Source organism: Shewanella sp. GXUN23E, from assembly GCF_050865035.1.
Classification (GTDB): domain Bacteria; phylum Pseudomonadota; class Gammaproteobacteria; order Enterobacterales; family Shewanellaceae; genus Shewanella.
Genome location: NZ_JBOZWP010000001.1, coordinates 145890 through 162861 on the forward strand (window position 1 = coordinate 145890; position 16972 = coordinate 162861).

The window sequence follows — 16972 nt, forward strand, 5'->3', positions numbered from 1 at the left end:
ATTTTCAAACAGGTGATCGGGCGTGCAAATCTATCTGGTAGGCGGCGCAGTACGGGATGAACTTCTGGGACTGCCGATAAAGGACAGAGACTATATGGTGGTAGGAGCCAGCGCAGCAGAAATGCTGGCGCTGGGCTATGAACAGGTCGGCAAAGACTTCCCGGTATTCCTGCACCCAAAAACCAAGGCTGAGCACGCCCTGGCGCGTACCGAGCGCAAAACCGCGGCAGGTTATGGTGGCTTTGAATGCCTTGCCGCGCCGGATGTCACCCTGGAGCAGGACTTGCTGCGCCGGGATTTGACCATCAATGCCATCGCCAAGGACGCCGATGGGCAACTGCATGACCCTTACGGCGGTCAGGCGGATTTGGCCGCACGATTGCTGCGCCATGTGTCACCGGCCTTTGTCGAAGATCCTCTACGGGTACTGAGAGTGGCGCGCTTTGCCGCCCGTTTCGCCCCACAGGGCTTCAAAGTAGCGCCGCAAACCATGACCCTGATGCAAGAGATCAGCGCCAGTGGTGAACTTGATGCCCTGAGCCCTGAGCGGGTGTGGCAGGAAATGGACAAGGCGCTGGCCACTGATAGTCCACAGGTGTTTATTGAAGTGCTCAGAGAATGCGGCGCCCTGAAAGTACTGATGCCGGAAATCGATGCCCTGTTTGGCGTACCCCAACCGGAAAAATGGCACCCTGAGATAGATACCGGCGTGCATACCCTGATGGTGCTTGAACAGGCTGCGGCATTGAGTGACGACAAATCGGTGCGCTTTGCTGCACTGCTGCACGATCTTGGTAAGGCGTTGACGCCGAAAGAGCATTGGCCCAAACACCACGGCCACGGTCAAAAAGGCCTGACACCTATCCGCAATCTATGTCAGCGCTTGCGGGTACCCAATGACTATCGGGATTTGGCATTGCTGGGCAGTGATCTGCATCAGGATTTCCATCATGCATTTGAGTTAAAACCGGAAACTGTCATTAGAAAATTTGATGCTGCGGACCTCTGGCGTAAACCCGAACGTCTGGGTAAATTACTGCTCGTGTGTGAAGCCGATATCCGTGGCCGGACAGGATTCGAGCACGCCAAGTACCCTCAGGCGGGCTATTTGCGTCAGTGTTTTGCATTGATGCATCGGGTTGATGTCCGTGAAATTGTTGATGCAGGCTTCAAAGGTTCGGAAATTCGTGATCAATTGCAAAAACAACGCATGAAAATGCTGTCAGAATTTAAGGCGAATCACACATTTAATGTAACGAATCGGTGAGTTTGCTAAATGATGCCAATTAATCCTTTGAAAAAAGGTGAATATTCGCTATCGTTTTGACCGATTCCATGATTTTTCATAGCAAATTAAATTGTCTATGACATAATTATGCGGTTGCAGTCGACTTAGGAGGACTGCGGCCTTTTAATCCACACTATCTTAAAGGGATTACTCCATGAACAAAAAGTTAATGATGGTTGCCGGTGTAGCTATGACTGCTATGCTGGGTGGCTGTGCCAACACCACTGCTCTGGAAGAAAGCGTTGCCAATCTGGGTAACAAAGTAGACCAACTGTCTGCTGAAGTTAGCTCTCTGAAAACTGAGCAAGGCAAAGTTTCTGCAGATGCAAAAGCGGCTAAAGCTGCTGCTATGGACGCTCAGGCTGAAGCCAAGCGCGCCAATGACCGCATCGACAACATGGCTACTTCTTACAAGAAGTAATGTGTTGATATCGGCGATGCTCCGGCATCGCCGCTATAGTTTTCAGGCTTTATCTCTTCCTGCTTTCCCTCGCACCACACTTATCTTTATCTTCAGCCGGTTAACGCTTTCTGGCAACTACCACCAAATAATCCAGCTCCAGTCCATCAATCGCTTCACGGGTAATATGCCCCTTGAGTTTGTCATTGGCCCGCCAGGCATATGGAGTCATCTCCAGTAAAGTCAGCGCCTGTTCACCATCAACATCCAACTGCCACTGCACTCTATGCTGTGCCACTAACTCCAGCTCTTTGGGCAAATTGACTGCCACTTCCTTTTCCGTCAAATCATCAAACAACCGACTGCGCAGCTGCCACAGGTGACGACTGGCAGGGATCACCATCAACGCCAGACCGCCGGTCTTCAGCACCCGTATAGCCTCTTTTCCTTTCAATGGCTTATCTACCACCGTCAGGAAATCGAAACTGTCATCGGCATAAGGTAAGCCCTTGGCTGAACACTGGGCGTAATACTCATCACTGCCGGCTTTGGCGGCGGCATACAAGGCATTGTCAGCTTCGCCAAAACCACAGCGTGTCAGATTCAGCTCAGGCATGGCCGCAACCAATGGCTGCGCCAGAGCTCTGAGATAAAAGCCATCACCGGATTCATAATCCAGCCAATTGATGCAGGCAGGCTGCGACAGCTCAGATACCAGCGCCTGATTCATGGCATCAAGCAAAGGCGCGTGGATACCGCTGCTGAGCAAGAACAAGCGCGATCGCATTTGGGCACGGGACAAAGTCTGTTGTTTTTTGCCTTTGCCAAACACCCAGTATCCCCGCCCTTCCTGGACTTCAACAAAAGGAAACTGATGTTTACTTTCACAGTGCAGATCTTTACTGGTGAGATATTGGCTGAGCGGCTTATGGCAGATGGGGCATTGCAGAGAAATGGTCATAACGTTCAGGTCCATAAAAAACATCGCCCCGACCTGAAGCCGGGGCGCTTGGCTGACGGCAGAGGTCAGCTTACAGGAAAATAAACCCGCACAGGAACAGGCCCAGTGCCAGTCGATAAATCACAAAAGGCGTCATGCCCATGCGGCTGATGATCTTCAGGAAGAAATGAATACATACATAAGCAGACAGGAAGGACAACAACACACCCAGCCCCATCGCCTGCCAATCAATGACATGACCTTCGCTGATAATATCTTTGCCCATCAGCAGCGCAGCGCCGAGGATCACCGGAATCGACATCAGAAATGAGAAACGGGCAGCCGCTTCCTTTTTCAGCCCCAACATCAGCGCGGCAGTCATAGTCACACCGCTGCGGGAAGTACCTGGAATTAATGCCAGCGCCTGCGCCAGACCGATCAGCAGTGCCTTTTTCCAGCCCGCCTGATACTCGGTCAGCTCACATTTGGCCATGCGGTCACCCAGCCACAACAATAAACCGAACACCACAGTGGTGATGGCGATAACTCCGGGACCACGCAGATAGTTTTCCACCCAGTCTTTGGCCAGAAAGCCGATCACCACTGCAGGAATGGTCGCCAGAATGATCCACCAGGCCAGCTTACTGTCGTCCGACTGCACACCTTTAAACACGCTGGCCAGCCAGGCCTTGATCATGGCAACAATTTCCTTGCGGAAATACAGAATAACGGCCAACAGCGAGCCGATATGCACGGCCACATCGAATGACAACCCCTGATCTTCCCAGCCAAATAACTGCGCGGGCAGGATTAAATGCGCCGAGCTGGAGATGGGTAAAAATTCGGTGAAGCCCTGGATCAGGGCCAGCAGAATAACCTGCAACGTGTCCATATTGTCCCTTGTTTCGTGTTAAAGAGGATGTATTGAATAATCAGGCAAACTCTGGCCAGCTATGGGCAATCGGCCAGAGTTTTTGCGGCTTGTCATAAGCCTGCCACAGCGCCCGATAGCTCAGTTTGCACACAGGATGCTCGAGCGTTGGCGCCAACTCAGCCAGCGGCCAGAGTACAAAAGCGTTTTCTGTGATCTCGGCTCTGGGGAGCGCTACTGGGGCATCACACACGAGATCGTCATACAGCAGCAGGTCCAGATCCAGCGTACGGGGTGCAAACTTTTTGGCACCGGGCAAGCGACCGTTGTCCAACTCAATTTGCTTGAAGATCCGCACCACCTCGGCCACGGGCAGTGCAGTCTGCGCAGCGGCGACCATATTCAGAAAATTGGTGCCATTAAAACCCACAGCCTCACTCTCGTATAAAGACGAAAGAGTCAACGGGCCAAAATGCCGCGACAGATCCTGCAGGCCGGCAGTCAGGTGCGCGAGTGGCTCAATGTTGCTGCCCAGGCTGATATAAATTGTTGCCATGTGACTTCTTATTATTGGAAGGAGCGTGACTCAGATATGCCCGCGTTCTATTTCAACACCCACAGATTGCGCGTGTTTTACCGCTCCGGGTTTCATCACCCGCACTTTCACCCAGGGGGCACCGAACTCATCCATCACGCAGCGGGCAATCATCTCCGCAATGGTTTCAATCAATTCAATGGGCTTTTCGGTAACCAGCGCCGTCAGTCGATTGGAGACGGTTTCATAACACAACGCCTGACTGTAATCATCGGTGGCAGCAGCAGCGCGGATATCCCAGGCCATGTCCAAATCGATCACCAGTGTCTGGTGGATCTGCTTCTCCCACTCATAGATACCGATCACAGTATCGATACTCAGTCCACGGATCAGAACCTTATCCATCGCATTCTCCAGATTTTTATGCTGAGGTCAGACAAGTTGACGGGCCATGACAGGTTACAATCCGCCGCAACCATCAAGATCTCTGCGCCCCGACATCAGACCGGGGATATACCCTTTGTAATAGCCTTATTCCTTGAGTAGGATACGGCAAGACAGTCTGCCCTGAAGGCAGGCATTCAGGGCGCAGATAATACCCCAGATCCATAAGGAAACCAATTTGAGCGAAGCTGCACTGACCATTTTTATGATATTGGCTGCCTATTTGGCCGGCTCAGTCTCCAGTGCCGTTTTGGTTTGTAAAATGAGGGGGTTGCCCGATCCCCGAACTCAGGGTTCCGGCAATCCGGGCGCCACCAATGTGCTGCGAATTGGCGGCGCGGGCGCTGCCGCCATGGTGCTGTTTTTCGATATGCTTAAAGGAGCGGCCCCCGCCTACCTGGCTTACCTCCTGGGTATCAACGCCATCTGGCTGGGGGTGATTGCAATTGCCGCCTGTCTGGGTCACATCTACCCGGTATTTTTCGATTTTAAAGGCGGGAAAGGCGTCGCGACTGCCTTTGGCGCGATGGCACCGATTGGTGATGATTTGGCACTGGCGCTGATGGGCAGCTGGCTGGTGATGGTATTTATCACCCGCTACTCATCGCTGGCAGCGATTCTCACTGCCTTGCTGGCGCCTGTCTATACCCATTATCTGGACGACCGGTTTACGATCCCGGTGGCCATGTTATCGACGCTTATTATCATCCGCCATAAAGACAACATAGTGCGGCTGGTGCAGGGCAAAGAACCCCGCTTTTCCATCCGCAACAAGTTCAAAAAGGCCCGCAGCAAAGGAGCGGCAGACAGCCCGCCGCCCAGTCTGGATTAAGCCTCAGTCCCAATCCAGTGGTAATGATTGTTAGCCTTTTTCCCCAGTTGACCACTGGCCAGCAACTCAGCAAACAGTGTATCCACCTCTTCGGTCATCAAGCCGAAGTGCTTCGCTACCGCCCTCTTGCTGCAGGGTAGCGCCCGATTAGCCAGTGCCTGACTGACCTGCTCGGACAGGCTCAGCTCCGGCTCATGGTTATCGCTGTCTGCGGGCATGGATTGCAGCGTCAGTACCGGCGTGATGCTGGGCAAAGGCTCGCTAATGGCATCTATGGTCAGTGGCCGGTGAACCCGCCAGAAATGACGGAATCTGAGTTCCTCGCCAATCACTCCCACAAAGAAAGCGGCAAAGAAATCCAGCAGCACAGACAGAAATACCACCAGTCCCAATTGTGCAGCACGGGTATCCACCCCCAGCAAGTTGGCCATCGAGTCGATAAGGCCAATGATCGAGCCCTGTGCTACCGGTGGCAGACTGTCGCGCTCTGCCGCCAGACGCTGCTGCTCTTCACGCAGACGCTTGTTCTGCTCCTGAATGCGGGTAACTCCGGTAGCGATCCGCTCCATCTCAATGTATTTTTCAGCCGCCAAATTATTCAGGGCTATCTGATTATCAATAGCGGCAATTTGCCGATCGTAGGCGTTGACCTTGGCCTGCTCAATGGCAATGTGCTCCTGCGCCGAATTGGTGGCACTGTTGATGCCTCCGATACTGCCACCAATGGAGATCACCGCCAGCACCAGATAAAACATCAGTGCAGAGAGTGCGCCAGGATAATTGCGGTGCGCCCGACGCTCACCAAACTCATACCAGGCGTAAAACTTACCGGCTTCAAAAATCACCGCCAGCGAACCAAACAGCCATTTCATCACAGGGTTATCGTCGATAGACAAAAATAACAACAGCGAAAAAATGGTAGAGGCCAGAATGGAAGCACCAGCCAAACTCCACACAGTAGTGGTGGCCAGCGGCCCCTTGGGATATCTCAAACCAATGGAATCTTGATAATGCATAACAAACCCGCATTCAGGTCCCGCGCAATGCCGGAACGCCGCAAAAAGCGGGCAGCATACCCCAAAGGCAGCGAAATATAAGGCAAATTACCATTCTGCCAGCTCAACTGGTGGCGATTCAGACAATTGACGGCAAAAGCCGGGGAAGGAGCATAAAAAAACGGCGCCGGTGCGCCGTTTCAATCAACAGAAATAACCAGTCAGTTCAGACTGACTCAAGGCGATTCAGACAGGCTCAAGGCTATCCAGTGGCCATCTTGGCTGACCTTTAACCGCGAGCGGTTCGACTTGACCCGCCTTCAGGCGCGCCAGACCCGCATACGCGATCATCGCGCCATTGTCGGTACAGAACTCCCCTCTTGGGTAATACACTCTGCCGCCAATAGATTGCATCAATTCTGCCAGCCCTTCACGCAAGCGCACATTGGCACTCACCCCGCCGGCAATCACCAGGCGCTTGTGTCCGGTTTGTTTCAGCGCACGGCGACACTTAATCGCCAGAGTATCTACCACAGCTTCTTCAAAGGCGCGGGCAATATTGGCACGGGTCTGCTCATCATCCGGCTCGGCAGCAATGGTATTGGCAGCGAAGGTTTTCAGACCGGAGAAACTGAAATCCAAACCCGGTCTGTCAGTCATGGGACGCGGGAACCGGTACTTTCCACTCTCGCCCTGAGCAGCCAGTTTTGCCAGACGTGGGCCACCGGGATAATCCAGCCCCATCAGTTTGGCAGTTTTATCAAAGGCTTCACCGGCAGCATCATCAATGGATTCCCCCAGCACTTCATACTGACCAATGCCTTTCACATCTACCAGCATGGAGTGACCGCCAGAGACCAGCAGCGCCACGAATGGAAATTCAGGTGCATCCTCTTCCAGCATAGGTGCCAGCAAATGACCTTCCATATGGTGCACGCCCACGGCAGGCACTCCCCAGGCATACGCCAGGGAACGACCAACACAGGCACCAACCAGCAAGGCACCTATCAATCCTGGCCCTTTGGTGTAAGCAACACCATCAATATCGTCAATGCGGGTACCCGAATCCGCCAGCGCCTGGCGAATAAGTGGAATAATCTTGCGAACATGGTCGCGGGAGGCCAGCTCAGGCACTACACCGCCGTAGTCGGCATGCAGTTTCACCTGACTGTACAGGGCGTGGGACAGCAGTCCTGCCTTGTCGTCATAAATGGCAATCCCGGTTTCATCACAGGATGTTTCTATACCTATAACCCGCATTGTGTCTCATCTCAGTATGCAAAGGCCGCCAATTCTACCCGCCCGAGGGCTTTCGTGCCAGCCCTGCCCTCGCCTTTACCTCAGCATCGGCAATCAACCAGCGACAGCAAGCCCGCGGTCCTATGACCGACCGACACACGGCTAAAACCGGCCCCTGAAACAGCCGGACGAGGATTACGTTCTTTTACGAACAGCGAACGACCTTCAACACCGCAAGTCCCGCTTTGTGACTCAGGCAATGACATTTTTTGAAGATTTTTGCTATCGACCGGACTATAATTCCGCCCTGCGAGATCAGGATGTTAATTTCAGCAGTTTGCATCCGCCCTGACCACCAGCCTGGAAGCCCCTAGGGGTTTACATCCGGGCGTTGTTTAGTATAAAATTTCGCACCATTTTAAATCTTGTTAAACACTCTTGGTGCGGGGTCCCGTCTTGTGACAGGAAGTTCCAATCCAATACAAACTTCCACCTAAGGGGTGATGGCGTATGCCAATTATTAAAGTACGTGAAAATGAACCATTCGACGTAGCTCTGCGTCGTTTCAAGCGCTCTTGTGAAAAAGCTGGCATCCTGGCTGACGTTCGTGCTCGTGAATTCTACGAGAAACCAACTACTGCTCGTAAGCGTGCAAAAGCTGCTGCAGTAAAGCGTCTGGCCAAGAAGCTTTCTCGCGAAAACGCGCGTCGCGTACGTTTGTACTAATCCCGCTATGAGCCTTATAGATCAGCTAAAAGCCGAGATGAAAGCGGCTCTGGTTGCCAAAGAAAAAGCGCGACTGGGAACGATTCGTATGGCCTTGGCCGCCATCAAACAGATTGAAGTGGATACCCGCGAATCTCTGGATGATGACCAGGTCATAGCTGTCTTAACCAAAATGGTGAAACAGCGCCGTGATTCCATTGCTCAATATGAAGCAGCGGGTCGCAGCGAGTTGGCCGAAGCAGAAGCAGCAGAGATCAAGGTCATTGAATCTTTCCTGCCAAAGCCTCTGACTGCAGAGGAAGTCGCGGCCATCATAGATGCCACAATTGCTGAAGTTGGTGCATCCTCCATGGCGGATATGGGCAAAGTAATGGGAGCACTGAAGAGCAAAGTGCAGGGTCGGGCAGATATGGGAGCCATTGGCGCTCAAATCCGCGCGAAGCTGCAGTAACTGTGACTCAGTGTACGAACAAGCCGTGCTTATGCGCGGCTTGTTTGTTTAACAAACGCAGTCCGTAATGTTTCGCTTATATAACCAGACGCTCCTTTGGGAGTCTCTCGTTATACAAGTCTGCATTCATTCTGGTGTCCTGAAACAGGTATCGAGTAGCAAAGACGTTCCATGGCAATACCCCGTGATTTTATCAATGAACTGATAGCCCGTACTGATATTGTCGAGCTTGTCGATCGCCGTGTACCGCTGAAAAAAGCCGGTAAGAATCACTCTGCGTGCTGCCCGTTTCACAGCGAAAAGTCGCCCTCCTTTACCGTCAGCCGTGACAAACAGTTTTACCACTGCTTCGGCTGTGGCGCCCACGGCAATGTCATTGACTTTCTGATGGAATATGACCGTCTGGAGTTTGTTGATGCCATTGAAGAACTGGCCGGGCAACTGGGGCTTGAAGTCCCCCGCGAGCAGGGTGGCAAGCGCCGGGATGACGGTCTGAGCCGGGATTTGTATCAGCTGATGGAAGAGGCCGGCAACTTCTATCGCCAGCAGCTGCGCAGCCATAGCGATCGAAAAAAAGTTGAAGAATACCTTGAAAAGCGCGGTCTCAGTACCGAGATAGTCGACAAGTTCGGCATTGGCTTTGCTCCCGATGGCTGGGATGGATTGCTGTCCCGTTACCGCAACAGCCAGGATGCTCAGGACAAGCTGCTCACCGCAGGTATGTTGATTGCCAAAGACAGCGGCAGTCGTTACGACCGTTTCCGCGATCGGCTGATGTTCCCAATCCGCGACCGTCGTGGTCGGGTGGTAGGTTTCGGTGGCCGGGTACTGGGTGACGGCACGCCCAAATATCTCAACTCACCGGAAACGCCGATTTTCCATAAAGGCAGTGAGTTGTATGGTCTGTATGAACTCAAGCAGGCTCATCGGGATCCACAGACCATCCTGATTGTGGAAGGTTACATGGATGTGGTGGCACTGGCTCAGTTTGGTGTCGACTATGCCGTGGCATCGCTGGGCACATCCACAACCGCTGAGCAGTTTCAGTTGCTGCTGCGTAATGCCAAAGAAGTCATTTGCTGCTACGACGGCGATCGCGCCGGATTTGATGCAGCCTGGCGCGCACTGGAAACCGCCCTGCCACTGATTAAACCCGGAGATCAGGTCAAGTTTATCTTCCTGCCCCAGGGTGAAGATCCGGACTCACTGGTGCGCAAAATCGGCAAAGCGGCGTTCGAGCAGTTGATTGCCAACGCCCAGAGTCTGGACGGATTTCTGTTCGACACCCTGACCGAACAATACGGTCGGGACAAAGGCAACTTTGCCAAGCAAGCAATTGTCTTAATTGAAAAAATTCAGGATACTGTGCTGCAGAACCTGCTGTTGGAGCAATTGGCTCACAAGCTCGGCATGAACAACGCCGAAGACGTGAAAAAGAAACTCGGCTTCACGGCCAAGCCACAGCAACCTGCATCAGCAGCCCAGGGACTCAAAGGTCGCGGCACACCGCTGCGTCTGGCTGTCGCCCTGCTGGTACAGCATCCAATACTGGGAATGGGGCTGCCCCCACAACCGGCTCTGGCACACCTGCAGATGAGTGGCGTTGACCTGCTGCTTGAACTGCTGGATATGACTCGACAGCACAAGCTGAACACCGCACAAGTACTGGAACATTTCAGGGAGCACGCCCAGTGGCCTGCCCTGAATAAACTGGCTCAGTGGGAGCATCAGGTCGCGGATGAGAATCTTGAGCAAGAGTTCAGAAAAGCTCTGGTTTGGTTAACCAACCAATATATCGAACAACGGTATCAGGAGCTGAGTCTGAAACAGACTCACACTAAGGAAGAACGGATTCAGTTGCAGAAACTGATCTCTGTCATGAAATCCCGGGCTTAGTTGATTACCCCCCGGACAATTTCAGGACTGGCACAGGGAATCGTGCACAAGTATAATCGATGATTTGCACAGCAATCAGCATTGGCAATTCGCCCGCTGCCGTGCGATTCGTTGACAGTAAACAGTTACCCAACTTGGATGATATCTATGGATCAAACTCCGCAGTCGCAACTTAAATTGTTGCTCGCCAAAGGTAAAGAACAAGGTTATCTAACCTATGCAGAAGTGAATGACCACTTACCTGCAGATATGGTCGATTCCGATCAGATCGAAGATATTATCCAGATGATAAATGACATGGGTATCCGCGTGTTTGAAGAAGCACCGGACGCCGATGACATGATGATGTCGGAAGACAACACAGACGAAGATGCAGCGGAAGAAGCCGCAGCCGCGCTGGCCACAGTAGAAAGTGAGCTGGGCCGCACCACCGACCCAGTGCGCATGTACATGCGCGAAATGGGTACCGTGGAACTGCTGACCCGCGAAGGCGAAATTGTTATCGCCAAGCGAATCGAAGACGGTATCAATACTGTTCAAAGCTCAGTGGCCGAATATCCACAGGCCATCGCCATGATCCTGGAGCAGTACGACCAGTATGAAGCCGAAGAGCTGCGTCTGTCTGATATTATCTCTGGATTTGTCAATCCTGATGAAGAAGACGTTGGCCCAAGTGCCACTCACATCGGCTCTGAGCTGTCCGACGAAGATCTGGACGACGAAGATGACGATGAAGACGAAGACGAAGATGAAGAAAGCGATAGCAGCGATGACGACGGCAACAAGGGTCCGGACCCTGAAGAAGCCCGTGAGCGTTTCGCCCAGCTGCGCACTGCCTACGAATCTGCCCTGCAGATAATCGACACCAAAGGCCGTGACCACCCTGAGTCTGTACGTGCCCTGTTTGAAATCGGCGAAATCTTCAAAGAGTTCCGTCTGGTACCCAAGCAGTTTGACCGTCTGGTCAAAAGCATGCGCGAGATGATGGACCGGGTTCGTGTTCAGGAACGTCTGATCATGAAGCTGTGTGTTGAACAAGCCAAAATGCCGAAGAAAAACTTCGTCAAGGTGTTCACCAACAATGAAAGCAGCCTGGAGTGGTTCAAAGCCGAACTGAGCAGCGGTAAGTCTTATTCTGAAGGCCTGAAAATGGCCGAGGATGACGTGCAGCGTTGCAGTGCCAAACTGCGTGCCATTGAAGAAGAGACTGGCCTGTCCATCTCCTCCATCAAAGACATCAACCGTCGCATGAGCATCGGTGAGGCCAAAGCCCGCCGCGCCAAGAAAGAGATGGTTGAGGCCAACCTGCGTCTGGTTATTTCTATCGCCAAGAAATACACCAACCGCGGCCTGCAGTTCCTGGATCTGATCCAAGAAGGTAACATCGGTCTGATGAAAGCGGTAGACAAGTTCGAATACCGTCGTGGTTACAAGTTTTCGACCTATGCAACCTGGTGGATCCGTCAGGCCATTACCCGCTCTATCGCGGATCAGGCCCGTACCATCCGTATTCCGGTACACATGATCGAAACCATCAACAAGCTGAACCGTATTTCCCGCCAGATGCTGCAGGAAATGGGTCGTGAGCCATCTCCTGAAGAGCTGGCAGAGCGCATGATGATGCCGGAAGACAAGATCCGCAAGGTACTGAAAATCGCCAAAGAGCCTATCTCCATGGAGACACCTATCGGTGACGATGAAGATTCGCATCTGGGGGATTTCATCGAGGATACAACCCTCGAGTTGCCACTGGACAGCGCCACCTCCGAGAGCCTCAAGCAGGCCACTCACGAAGTGCTGGCCGGTCTGACTGCCCGTGAAGCCAAGGTACTGCGTATGCGTTTCGGTATCGACATGAACACTGACCACACCCTGGAAGAAGTGGGCAAGCAGTTCGACGTGACCCGTGAGCGTATTCGTCAGATCGAAGCCAAGGCGCTGCGCAAACTGCGTCACCCAAGCCGTTCAGAGATCCTCAAGTCGTTCCTGGACGAGTAGTCTTAAGCCGGTTTAACAATCAGTCCTGAATTGGATTTTCAAAAGCCCTGTACTGCAGGGCTTTTTTGTGTTCACTCACCCAGCAACCTCTGGTTAACAGATAAGCAGTTGAACCAACTTACCGAATTTCAACGCATTTCACGGGTGACATTGAGTTTGAAACTTCGTATACTGCCACTCGCTCGAGAGAGCTCGGCCCCTTAGCTCAGTTGGTTAGAGCACACGACTCATAATCGTTAGGTCCACGGTTCAAGTCCGTGAGGGGCCACCATCAAATTCTCTGACAAAGCCCATCCCTGTGATGGGCTTTGTTGTTTTTCAGGCTTGTTGGCACAACCATTTACATTTCAATACGTTGTTCCCCTCTCTCCATCGTTCAACAATTAACCACATCAGCAATAAACTGATAACAAGGTGTTTTTCAATGGAGGAAAAACAATGAATCATAAACTGCTTGCCGGGATTGGCATGGTGATACTGGTGACTTCAGGCTGCGCCTACAATCAAAAGCCTGTGGTCGATATGACAGGTGTCGATACCGCTCAATATCAACAGGATTTCGAGTACTGCCAACAGTTTGCCAGCCAGGTTGATAAGGGCGAATCAATGCGCACGGCCAGCGCCAATGGTGCTGCCGTCGGTGGGGTTTCAGGTGGTGTATGGGGCGCTATGGAAGACGGTGGTGAAGGCGCGTTGACCGGCGCTCTTGCGGGAGTCGCCGTCGGGGCATTGAGTGGCGCAATGGAAGGCGCGGTATCCGCGAAGGATGCTCAGGCCAGAGTGTTGCGTCAGTGTCTGCTGCAAAAAGGCTATCGGGTCTATGACCTCTGATTTTTACCCCTTACCGGGCCGGTCATTGCACCGGCTCATTAAGTTGTTAACCCCAACTGCTATTTCTTCTCAAAAATTTGACCTACACCTCATAAAATCAACTGTTTGCGCATAAAACGCACCAGTTCAGATTGCCACGATCCTAGCGGCAGGTATACTGCTGCAACGATTTCGTATTCCTCAACCCGATGATTACATTCAAACTGAGAACAGGGCTTGGAGGACTGCTGAAACACATAGGGATATGTATGGTGTTGCTCCTTGGCGGGATCAGCACTAATCTTGCTGCCCGCGATCTGGCAGAAATTAAGGAAGACGGCGTCCTGCGACACATAGGCGTTCCCTATGCCAATTTCGTCACGCAATACACTGAAGGCAACAAGGTTGTTCACAGTGGATTGGATATCGAGTTAATGCAGCTTTTTGCCGAGCATTTGGGGCTGGAGTATCAATTTATTCCTGCCACCTGGAACAATGTTTTTGGCAAGTTGACCGGTATCAATGGTCAGTACATTGATAACCAGGTGGTATTGGGTCCCCCCCAGGCCATTGAAGGCGATGTGATGGCCCATGGTGTTACCATTCTCGATTGGCGCAAACAGCTGATTGATTTTTCTGACGATTACTTCCCCTCTGCGGTCTGGCTCATTGCCCGTCGTGACTCCCGACTTCAACCGATAGTCCCTTCCACCAATCTGCAATCAGATATTTTTGCCGTGAAGCGGCTGTTGCCAGGTCTGGAAATACTGGCGATGAAACAATCCTGTCTGGATCCTGATCTCTACCGCTTATATGACACAGGCGCCCAGGTGATCCTGCCCACCAAGCAGCTGCAGCTCAATGAGATGGTTCCGGCCATGCTCAACGACGAAGCCGAAACGACGCTGCTGGATGTGGCCGACACTTTGATCGCACTGGAGAAGTGGCCCAATGACATCAAGGTCATCGGGCCGATTTCAGAAGAGCAACTGATGGGCGTGGGCTTTCGCAAGGACTCCCCCAATCTGAGGCAGGAATTTAACCGCTGGCTGGCGACACTGCGAGCCGACGGTCGCTTCAACCAACTGGTGAATAAGTATTACCCAGGCGTATTCCATTATTACCGCCACTACTTTGAGCCTGTCGCCCCGACTGAGTAATTCATGAAATTTTTAAAGCGCATCAACGGCCGCACCGCCATCATAGTGGCGGGAGGACTGCTCACCGCCTATCTGGCGCTGATCCTGACAGTGACCAACCTTGGGCAGAGCAAGCTGGAAGACTCCCAGCGTCAGTCACTGTCCCTGAAGATCCGGAATTATACAGATAATCTCAGCTTCTTCTTTGATGCCAGCGGCCAGAATCTGGCCAACCTGGCCGCCAATCAGGCGACCACCACTTACTTTTCCAACCTGGCGGCGGGCATGTCCGTCAAATATGGTTTGGGCTCCAGTCTGTTCAATCTGGAGCAAACCATAGGCGGCTTTATGCATTCCAGCAAAATCGATAATCTGCCGATCTACAAACGGGTCAGGGTTATTGGTCTGGGCGGCACGCCGATTATCGATACCGGCGCGGGGATTTTGCCACCGCCGCCACTGCTGCCGCTCAAAGAGATGGAGAAGGAACGGCAACGCATCGAGATCACTCAAACCCCCGAAGGGTTGCTGATCAACCTGCTGCATACAATTTATCATCAGAATAAACCGGTGGCCGTGCTTGCTGCCGAGGTCAACAATGATGTTCTTATCTATCAGCTGTCGATTCAGGAGCATAAGAGCAGCAAGAGCTGCCTGTCGCTGATCACTCCATTGGGTGGGATCCCGGTATGGAATACCCTGGATGATGCCAACACCGGGCAGCACTCCCATGCCAAGATGGAAGGCGACGCTCAGCTCATCTATCTGGAGAAAGTGGTCAAACAGACCCCATTCAAACTGATCAGCTGGTATGAGCCGGTTAACGATCAGGATATCTTCACCTCAACCTGGTTTATTGCCGCCATTTCCCTGCTGGCGGTTCCGGTGCTGGCCGGTCTGCTGTATCTGATGCGGGTCTACAATGCCAACCTGGTACTGCAGACTCAGGTCAGGGTCTCTGCTCAGCAGCAAAAACATCTGGCGGATAAAAATGCCTTGCTGAGCGAAGAAATCGACAAGCGCATCGCATCTGAAGCCGAGCTGGCATATCTCGCGACTCACGATGATCTGACCGGGCTTGCCAACCGCGCCGCCGGCATGGTGGCGCTGCAGCATGCCATTGACGGCGCCCGCATCAGTGGAACCCTGGTTCTGGTAGTGTTTCTGGATCTGGATAACTTCAAACAGGTCAATGACACGGTCGGCCATCCCGCCGGCGATGAGTTGCTGGTGCAAACCGCAGGCCGATTACAGCAGGCCATGCGCAAAACCGATACCCTGGCCCGCTTCGGTGGCGATGAGTTTATGCTGATCATCCCCGAGCTTCGCAGTCAGGATGCCGCCAAGGTGATTGCCCACGGCATTCTGTCACTGTTCGATGAACCCTTTACGCACGACAGTCAGGAGTTTTTCGTGTCCACCAGTATTGGTATGTCGCTGTATCCCAAAGACGGTGATACTCCGGCCAACCTGCTGAAAAAGGCCGATACTGCGCTGTACCGCGCCAAAGAGAGCGGACGCAACGGTTACAGCTTCTACGACAGCAACATGAATCAGGACCTGCAGCGTAAACTGGCGTTGAATGTGCGCCTGCATCAGGCACTGAGCAATGATGAGCTGGATATTCATTATCAGCCTATTCTGGATCTGCAAACCGGCCAAATCGTGGCGGCAGAAGCACTGGTGCGCTGGACTGACCGCGAGCTTGGGTTTATTTCACCGGCCGAGTTTATTCCGCTGGCGGAAAAGAACGGGCTGATCCACCGTCTGGGCGATATGGTGCTGCAAAAAGCCTGTCGTCAGGCCGCTCAGTGGCAGCCTATCTCGCCGCTGACCATTGCCATCAACTTCTCCAGCGTACAGTTCAGACACAGCGAACAGCTGCAACAGCGTATTTTGCAGGTACTGGCTGAGACCGGCCTGTCACCGGACAAGCTGGAGATGGAGGTGACCGAGAGCATCTTCATCGAGCAGGACGCCTGTCTTATCAACAGCCTCAACCATCTGAAGTCAGTGGGTGTCAAACTGTCTATCGACGACTTTGGTACCGGCTACTCGGCGCTGAGTTATCTGCAGCGCTTCTCGTTCTCCAAGCTGAAAATTGACCGCAGTTTTGTGAATGGCATGACCGACAATAAAGCCGATCTGAGTCTGGTCAACGCCATGTTGGCCATGGCCAAGTCACTGAATCTCAGAGTGGTTGCCGAAGGAATTGAAGAGCAGGAGCAGGCCGACTATCTGGCCGGGAAAGGTTGTGAGTATGGCCAGGGCTATCTGTTCAGCCGGCCACTTTGCGCAGCCGACTTTACCCGCCTGCTGCAAGCACGGCAGAGCACACCGAAGCAACTGCCCGCCTGAGCCTGATGCCTGCGGGCGCTTCGGCATGAACTTGCAGTACAACAAAAAGG

Annotated in this window: 16 protein-coding genes and 1 tRNA gene; 11 read left to right on the plus strand and 6 right to left on the minus strand. The window is 52.8% G+C overall.

Going from position 1 to position 16972, the window contains the following annotated elements; genetic code table 11:
• The first annotated feature begins 22 nt into the window (after positions 1–22).
• Entirely contained in the window at positions 23–1267 is a 1245-nt protein-coding gene (locus ACRRUX_RS00630; protein WP_432526251.1) for a multifunctional CCA addition/repair protein, read from the plus strand.
• A 175-nt stretch (positions 1268–1442) separates the two neighbouring features.
• Positions 1443–1709: an Lpp/OprI family alanine-zipper lipoprotein gene (locus ACRRUX_RS00635; protein ID WP_432526252.1), complete on the plus strand. Its 267-nt coding sequence runs from the start codon at positions 1443–1445 to the stop codon at positions 1707–1709.
• Between the two features lie 100 nt (positions 1710–1809).
• Here the strand turns inward: ACRRUX_RS00635 and ACRRUX_RS00640 are convergent, their stop codons facing one another.
• From ACRRUX_RS00640 to folB, 4 genes are all read right to left on the minus strand, one after another.
• Positions 1810–2649 (minus strand): SAM-dependent methyltransferase, encoded by an 840-nt coding sequence (locus ACRRUX_RS00640; protein ID WP_432526253.1) that lies wholly within the window; start codon positions 2647–2649, stop codon positions 1810–1812.
• A 70-nt stretch (positions 2650–2719) separates the two neighbouring features.
• Positions 2720–3520 carry an undecaprenyl-diphosphate phosphatase gene (locus ACRRUX_RS00645; protein ID WP_432526254.1) on the minus strand — a complete coding sequence of 267 codons (801 nt, stop codon included), beginning with the start codon at positions 3518–3520 and terminating at the stop codon, positions 2720–2722.
• 40 nt (positions 3521–3560) lie between these two features.
• Complete coding sequence (folK, locus tag ACRRUX_RS00650; protein WP_432526255.1) at positions 3561–4055, minus strand: 2-amino-4-hydroxy-6-hydroxymethyldihydropteridine diphosphokinase; 495 nt, start codon at positions 4053–4055, stop codon at positions 3561–3563.
• 30 nt (positions 4056–4085) lie between these two features.
• Complete coding sequence (gene folB, locus ACRRUX_RS00655) at positions 4086–4439, minus strand: dihydroneopterin aldolase (protein WP_432526256.1); 354 nt, start codon at positions 4437–4439, stop codon at positions 4086–4088.
• A 217-nt stretch (positions 4440–4656) separates the two neighbouring features.
• Between folB and plsY the strand changes: the two genes are divergently transcribed.
• Positions 4657–5310, plus strand: a complete 654-nt coding sequence (gene plsY, locus ACRRUX_RS00660; RefSeq protein WP_432526257.1) for a glycerol-3-phosphate 1-O-acyltransferase PlsY — start codon at positions 4657–4659, stop codon at positions 5308–5310.
• Here the strand turns inward: plsY and ACRRUX_RS00665 are convergent.
• Positions 5307–6326, minus strand: coding sequence for a Preprotein translocase subunit SecY (locus ACRRUX_RS00665; RefSeq protein ID WP_432526258.1), 1020 nt, complete (start codon positions 6324–6326; stop codon positions 5307–5309). The two genes, plsY and ACRRUX_RS00665, sit on opposite strands and share 4 nt — an antisense overlap.
• 225 nt (positions 6327–6551) lie before the next feature.
• Complete coding sequence (gene tsaD / locus ACRRUX_RS00670) at positions 6552–7565, minus strand: tRNA (adenosine(37)-N6)-threonylcarbamoyltransferase complex transferase subunit TsaD (RefSeq protein ID WP_432526259.1); 1014 nt, start codon at positions 7563–7565, stop codon at positions 6552–6554.
• 489 nt (positions 7566–8054) lie between these two features.
• Here tsaD and rpsU point away from each other — a divergent pair, with 489 nt between their 5' ends.
• The 8 genes from rpsU (at position 8055) to ACRRUX_RS00710 (ending at position 16922) form a co-directional block, all read left to right on the plus strand.
• Positions 8055–8270 (plus strand): 30S ribosomal protein S21, encoded by a 216-nt coding sequence (gene rpsU / locus ACRRUX_RS00675; protein ID WP_006080725.1) that lies wholly within the window; start codon positions 8055–8057, stop codon positions 8268–8270.
• Positions 8271–8277: 7 nt separating this feature from the next.
• Positions 8278–8721, plus strand: a complete 444-nt coding sequence (locus ACRRUX_RS00680) for a GatB/YqeY domain-containing protein (protein ID WP_432526260.1) — start codon at positions 8278–8280, stop codon at positions 8719–8721.
• A 171-nt stretch (positions 8722–8892) separates the two neighbouring features.
• Positions 8893–10617: a DNA primase gene (gene dnaG, locus ACRRUX_RS00685; RefSeq protein WP_432526261.1), complete on the plus strand. Its 1725-nt coding sequence runs from the start codon at positions 8893–8895 to the stop codon at positions 10615–10617.
• Between the two features lie 147 nt (positions 10618–10764).
• Positions 10765–12615: an RNA polymerase sigma factor RpoD gene (rpoD, locus tag ACRRUX_RS00690; RefSeq protein ID WP_432526262.1), complete on the plus strand. Its 1851-nt coding sequence runs from the start codon at positions 10765–10767 to the stop codon at positions 12613–12615.
• 194 nt (positions 12616–12809) lie between these two features.
• Positions 12810–12886 (plus strand) — tRNA-Ile (locus ACRRUX_RS00695).
• 167 nt (positions 12887–13053) lie between these two features.
• Positions 13054–13446, plus strand: coding sequence for a glycine zipper family protein (locus tag ACRRUX_RS00700; RefSeq protein WP_432526263.1), 393 nt, complete (start codon positions 13054–13056; stop codon positions 13444–13446).
• Between the two features lie 248 nt (positions 13447–13694).
• Positions 13695–14585 carry a transporter substrate-binding domain-containing protein gene (locus tag ACRRUX_RS00705; RefSeq protein ID WP_432526265.1) on the plus strand — a complete coding sequence of 297 codons (891 nt, stop codon included), beginning with the start codon at positions 13695–13697 and terminating at the stop codon, positions 14583–14585.
• A 3-nt stretch (positions 14586–14588) separates the two neighbouring features.
• Entirely contained in the window at positions 14589–16922 is a 2334-nt protein-coding gene (locus ACRRUX_RS00710) for a putative bifunctional diguanylate cyclase/phosphodiesterase (RefSeq protein ID WP_432526266.1), read from the plus strand.
• Positions 16923–16972: the final 50 nt, after the last annotated feature.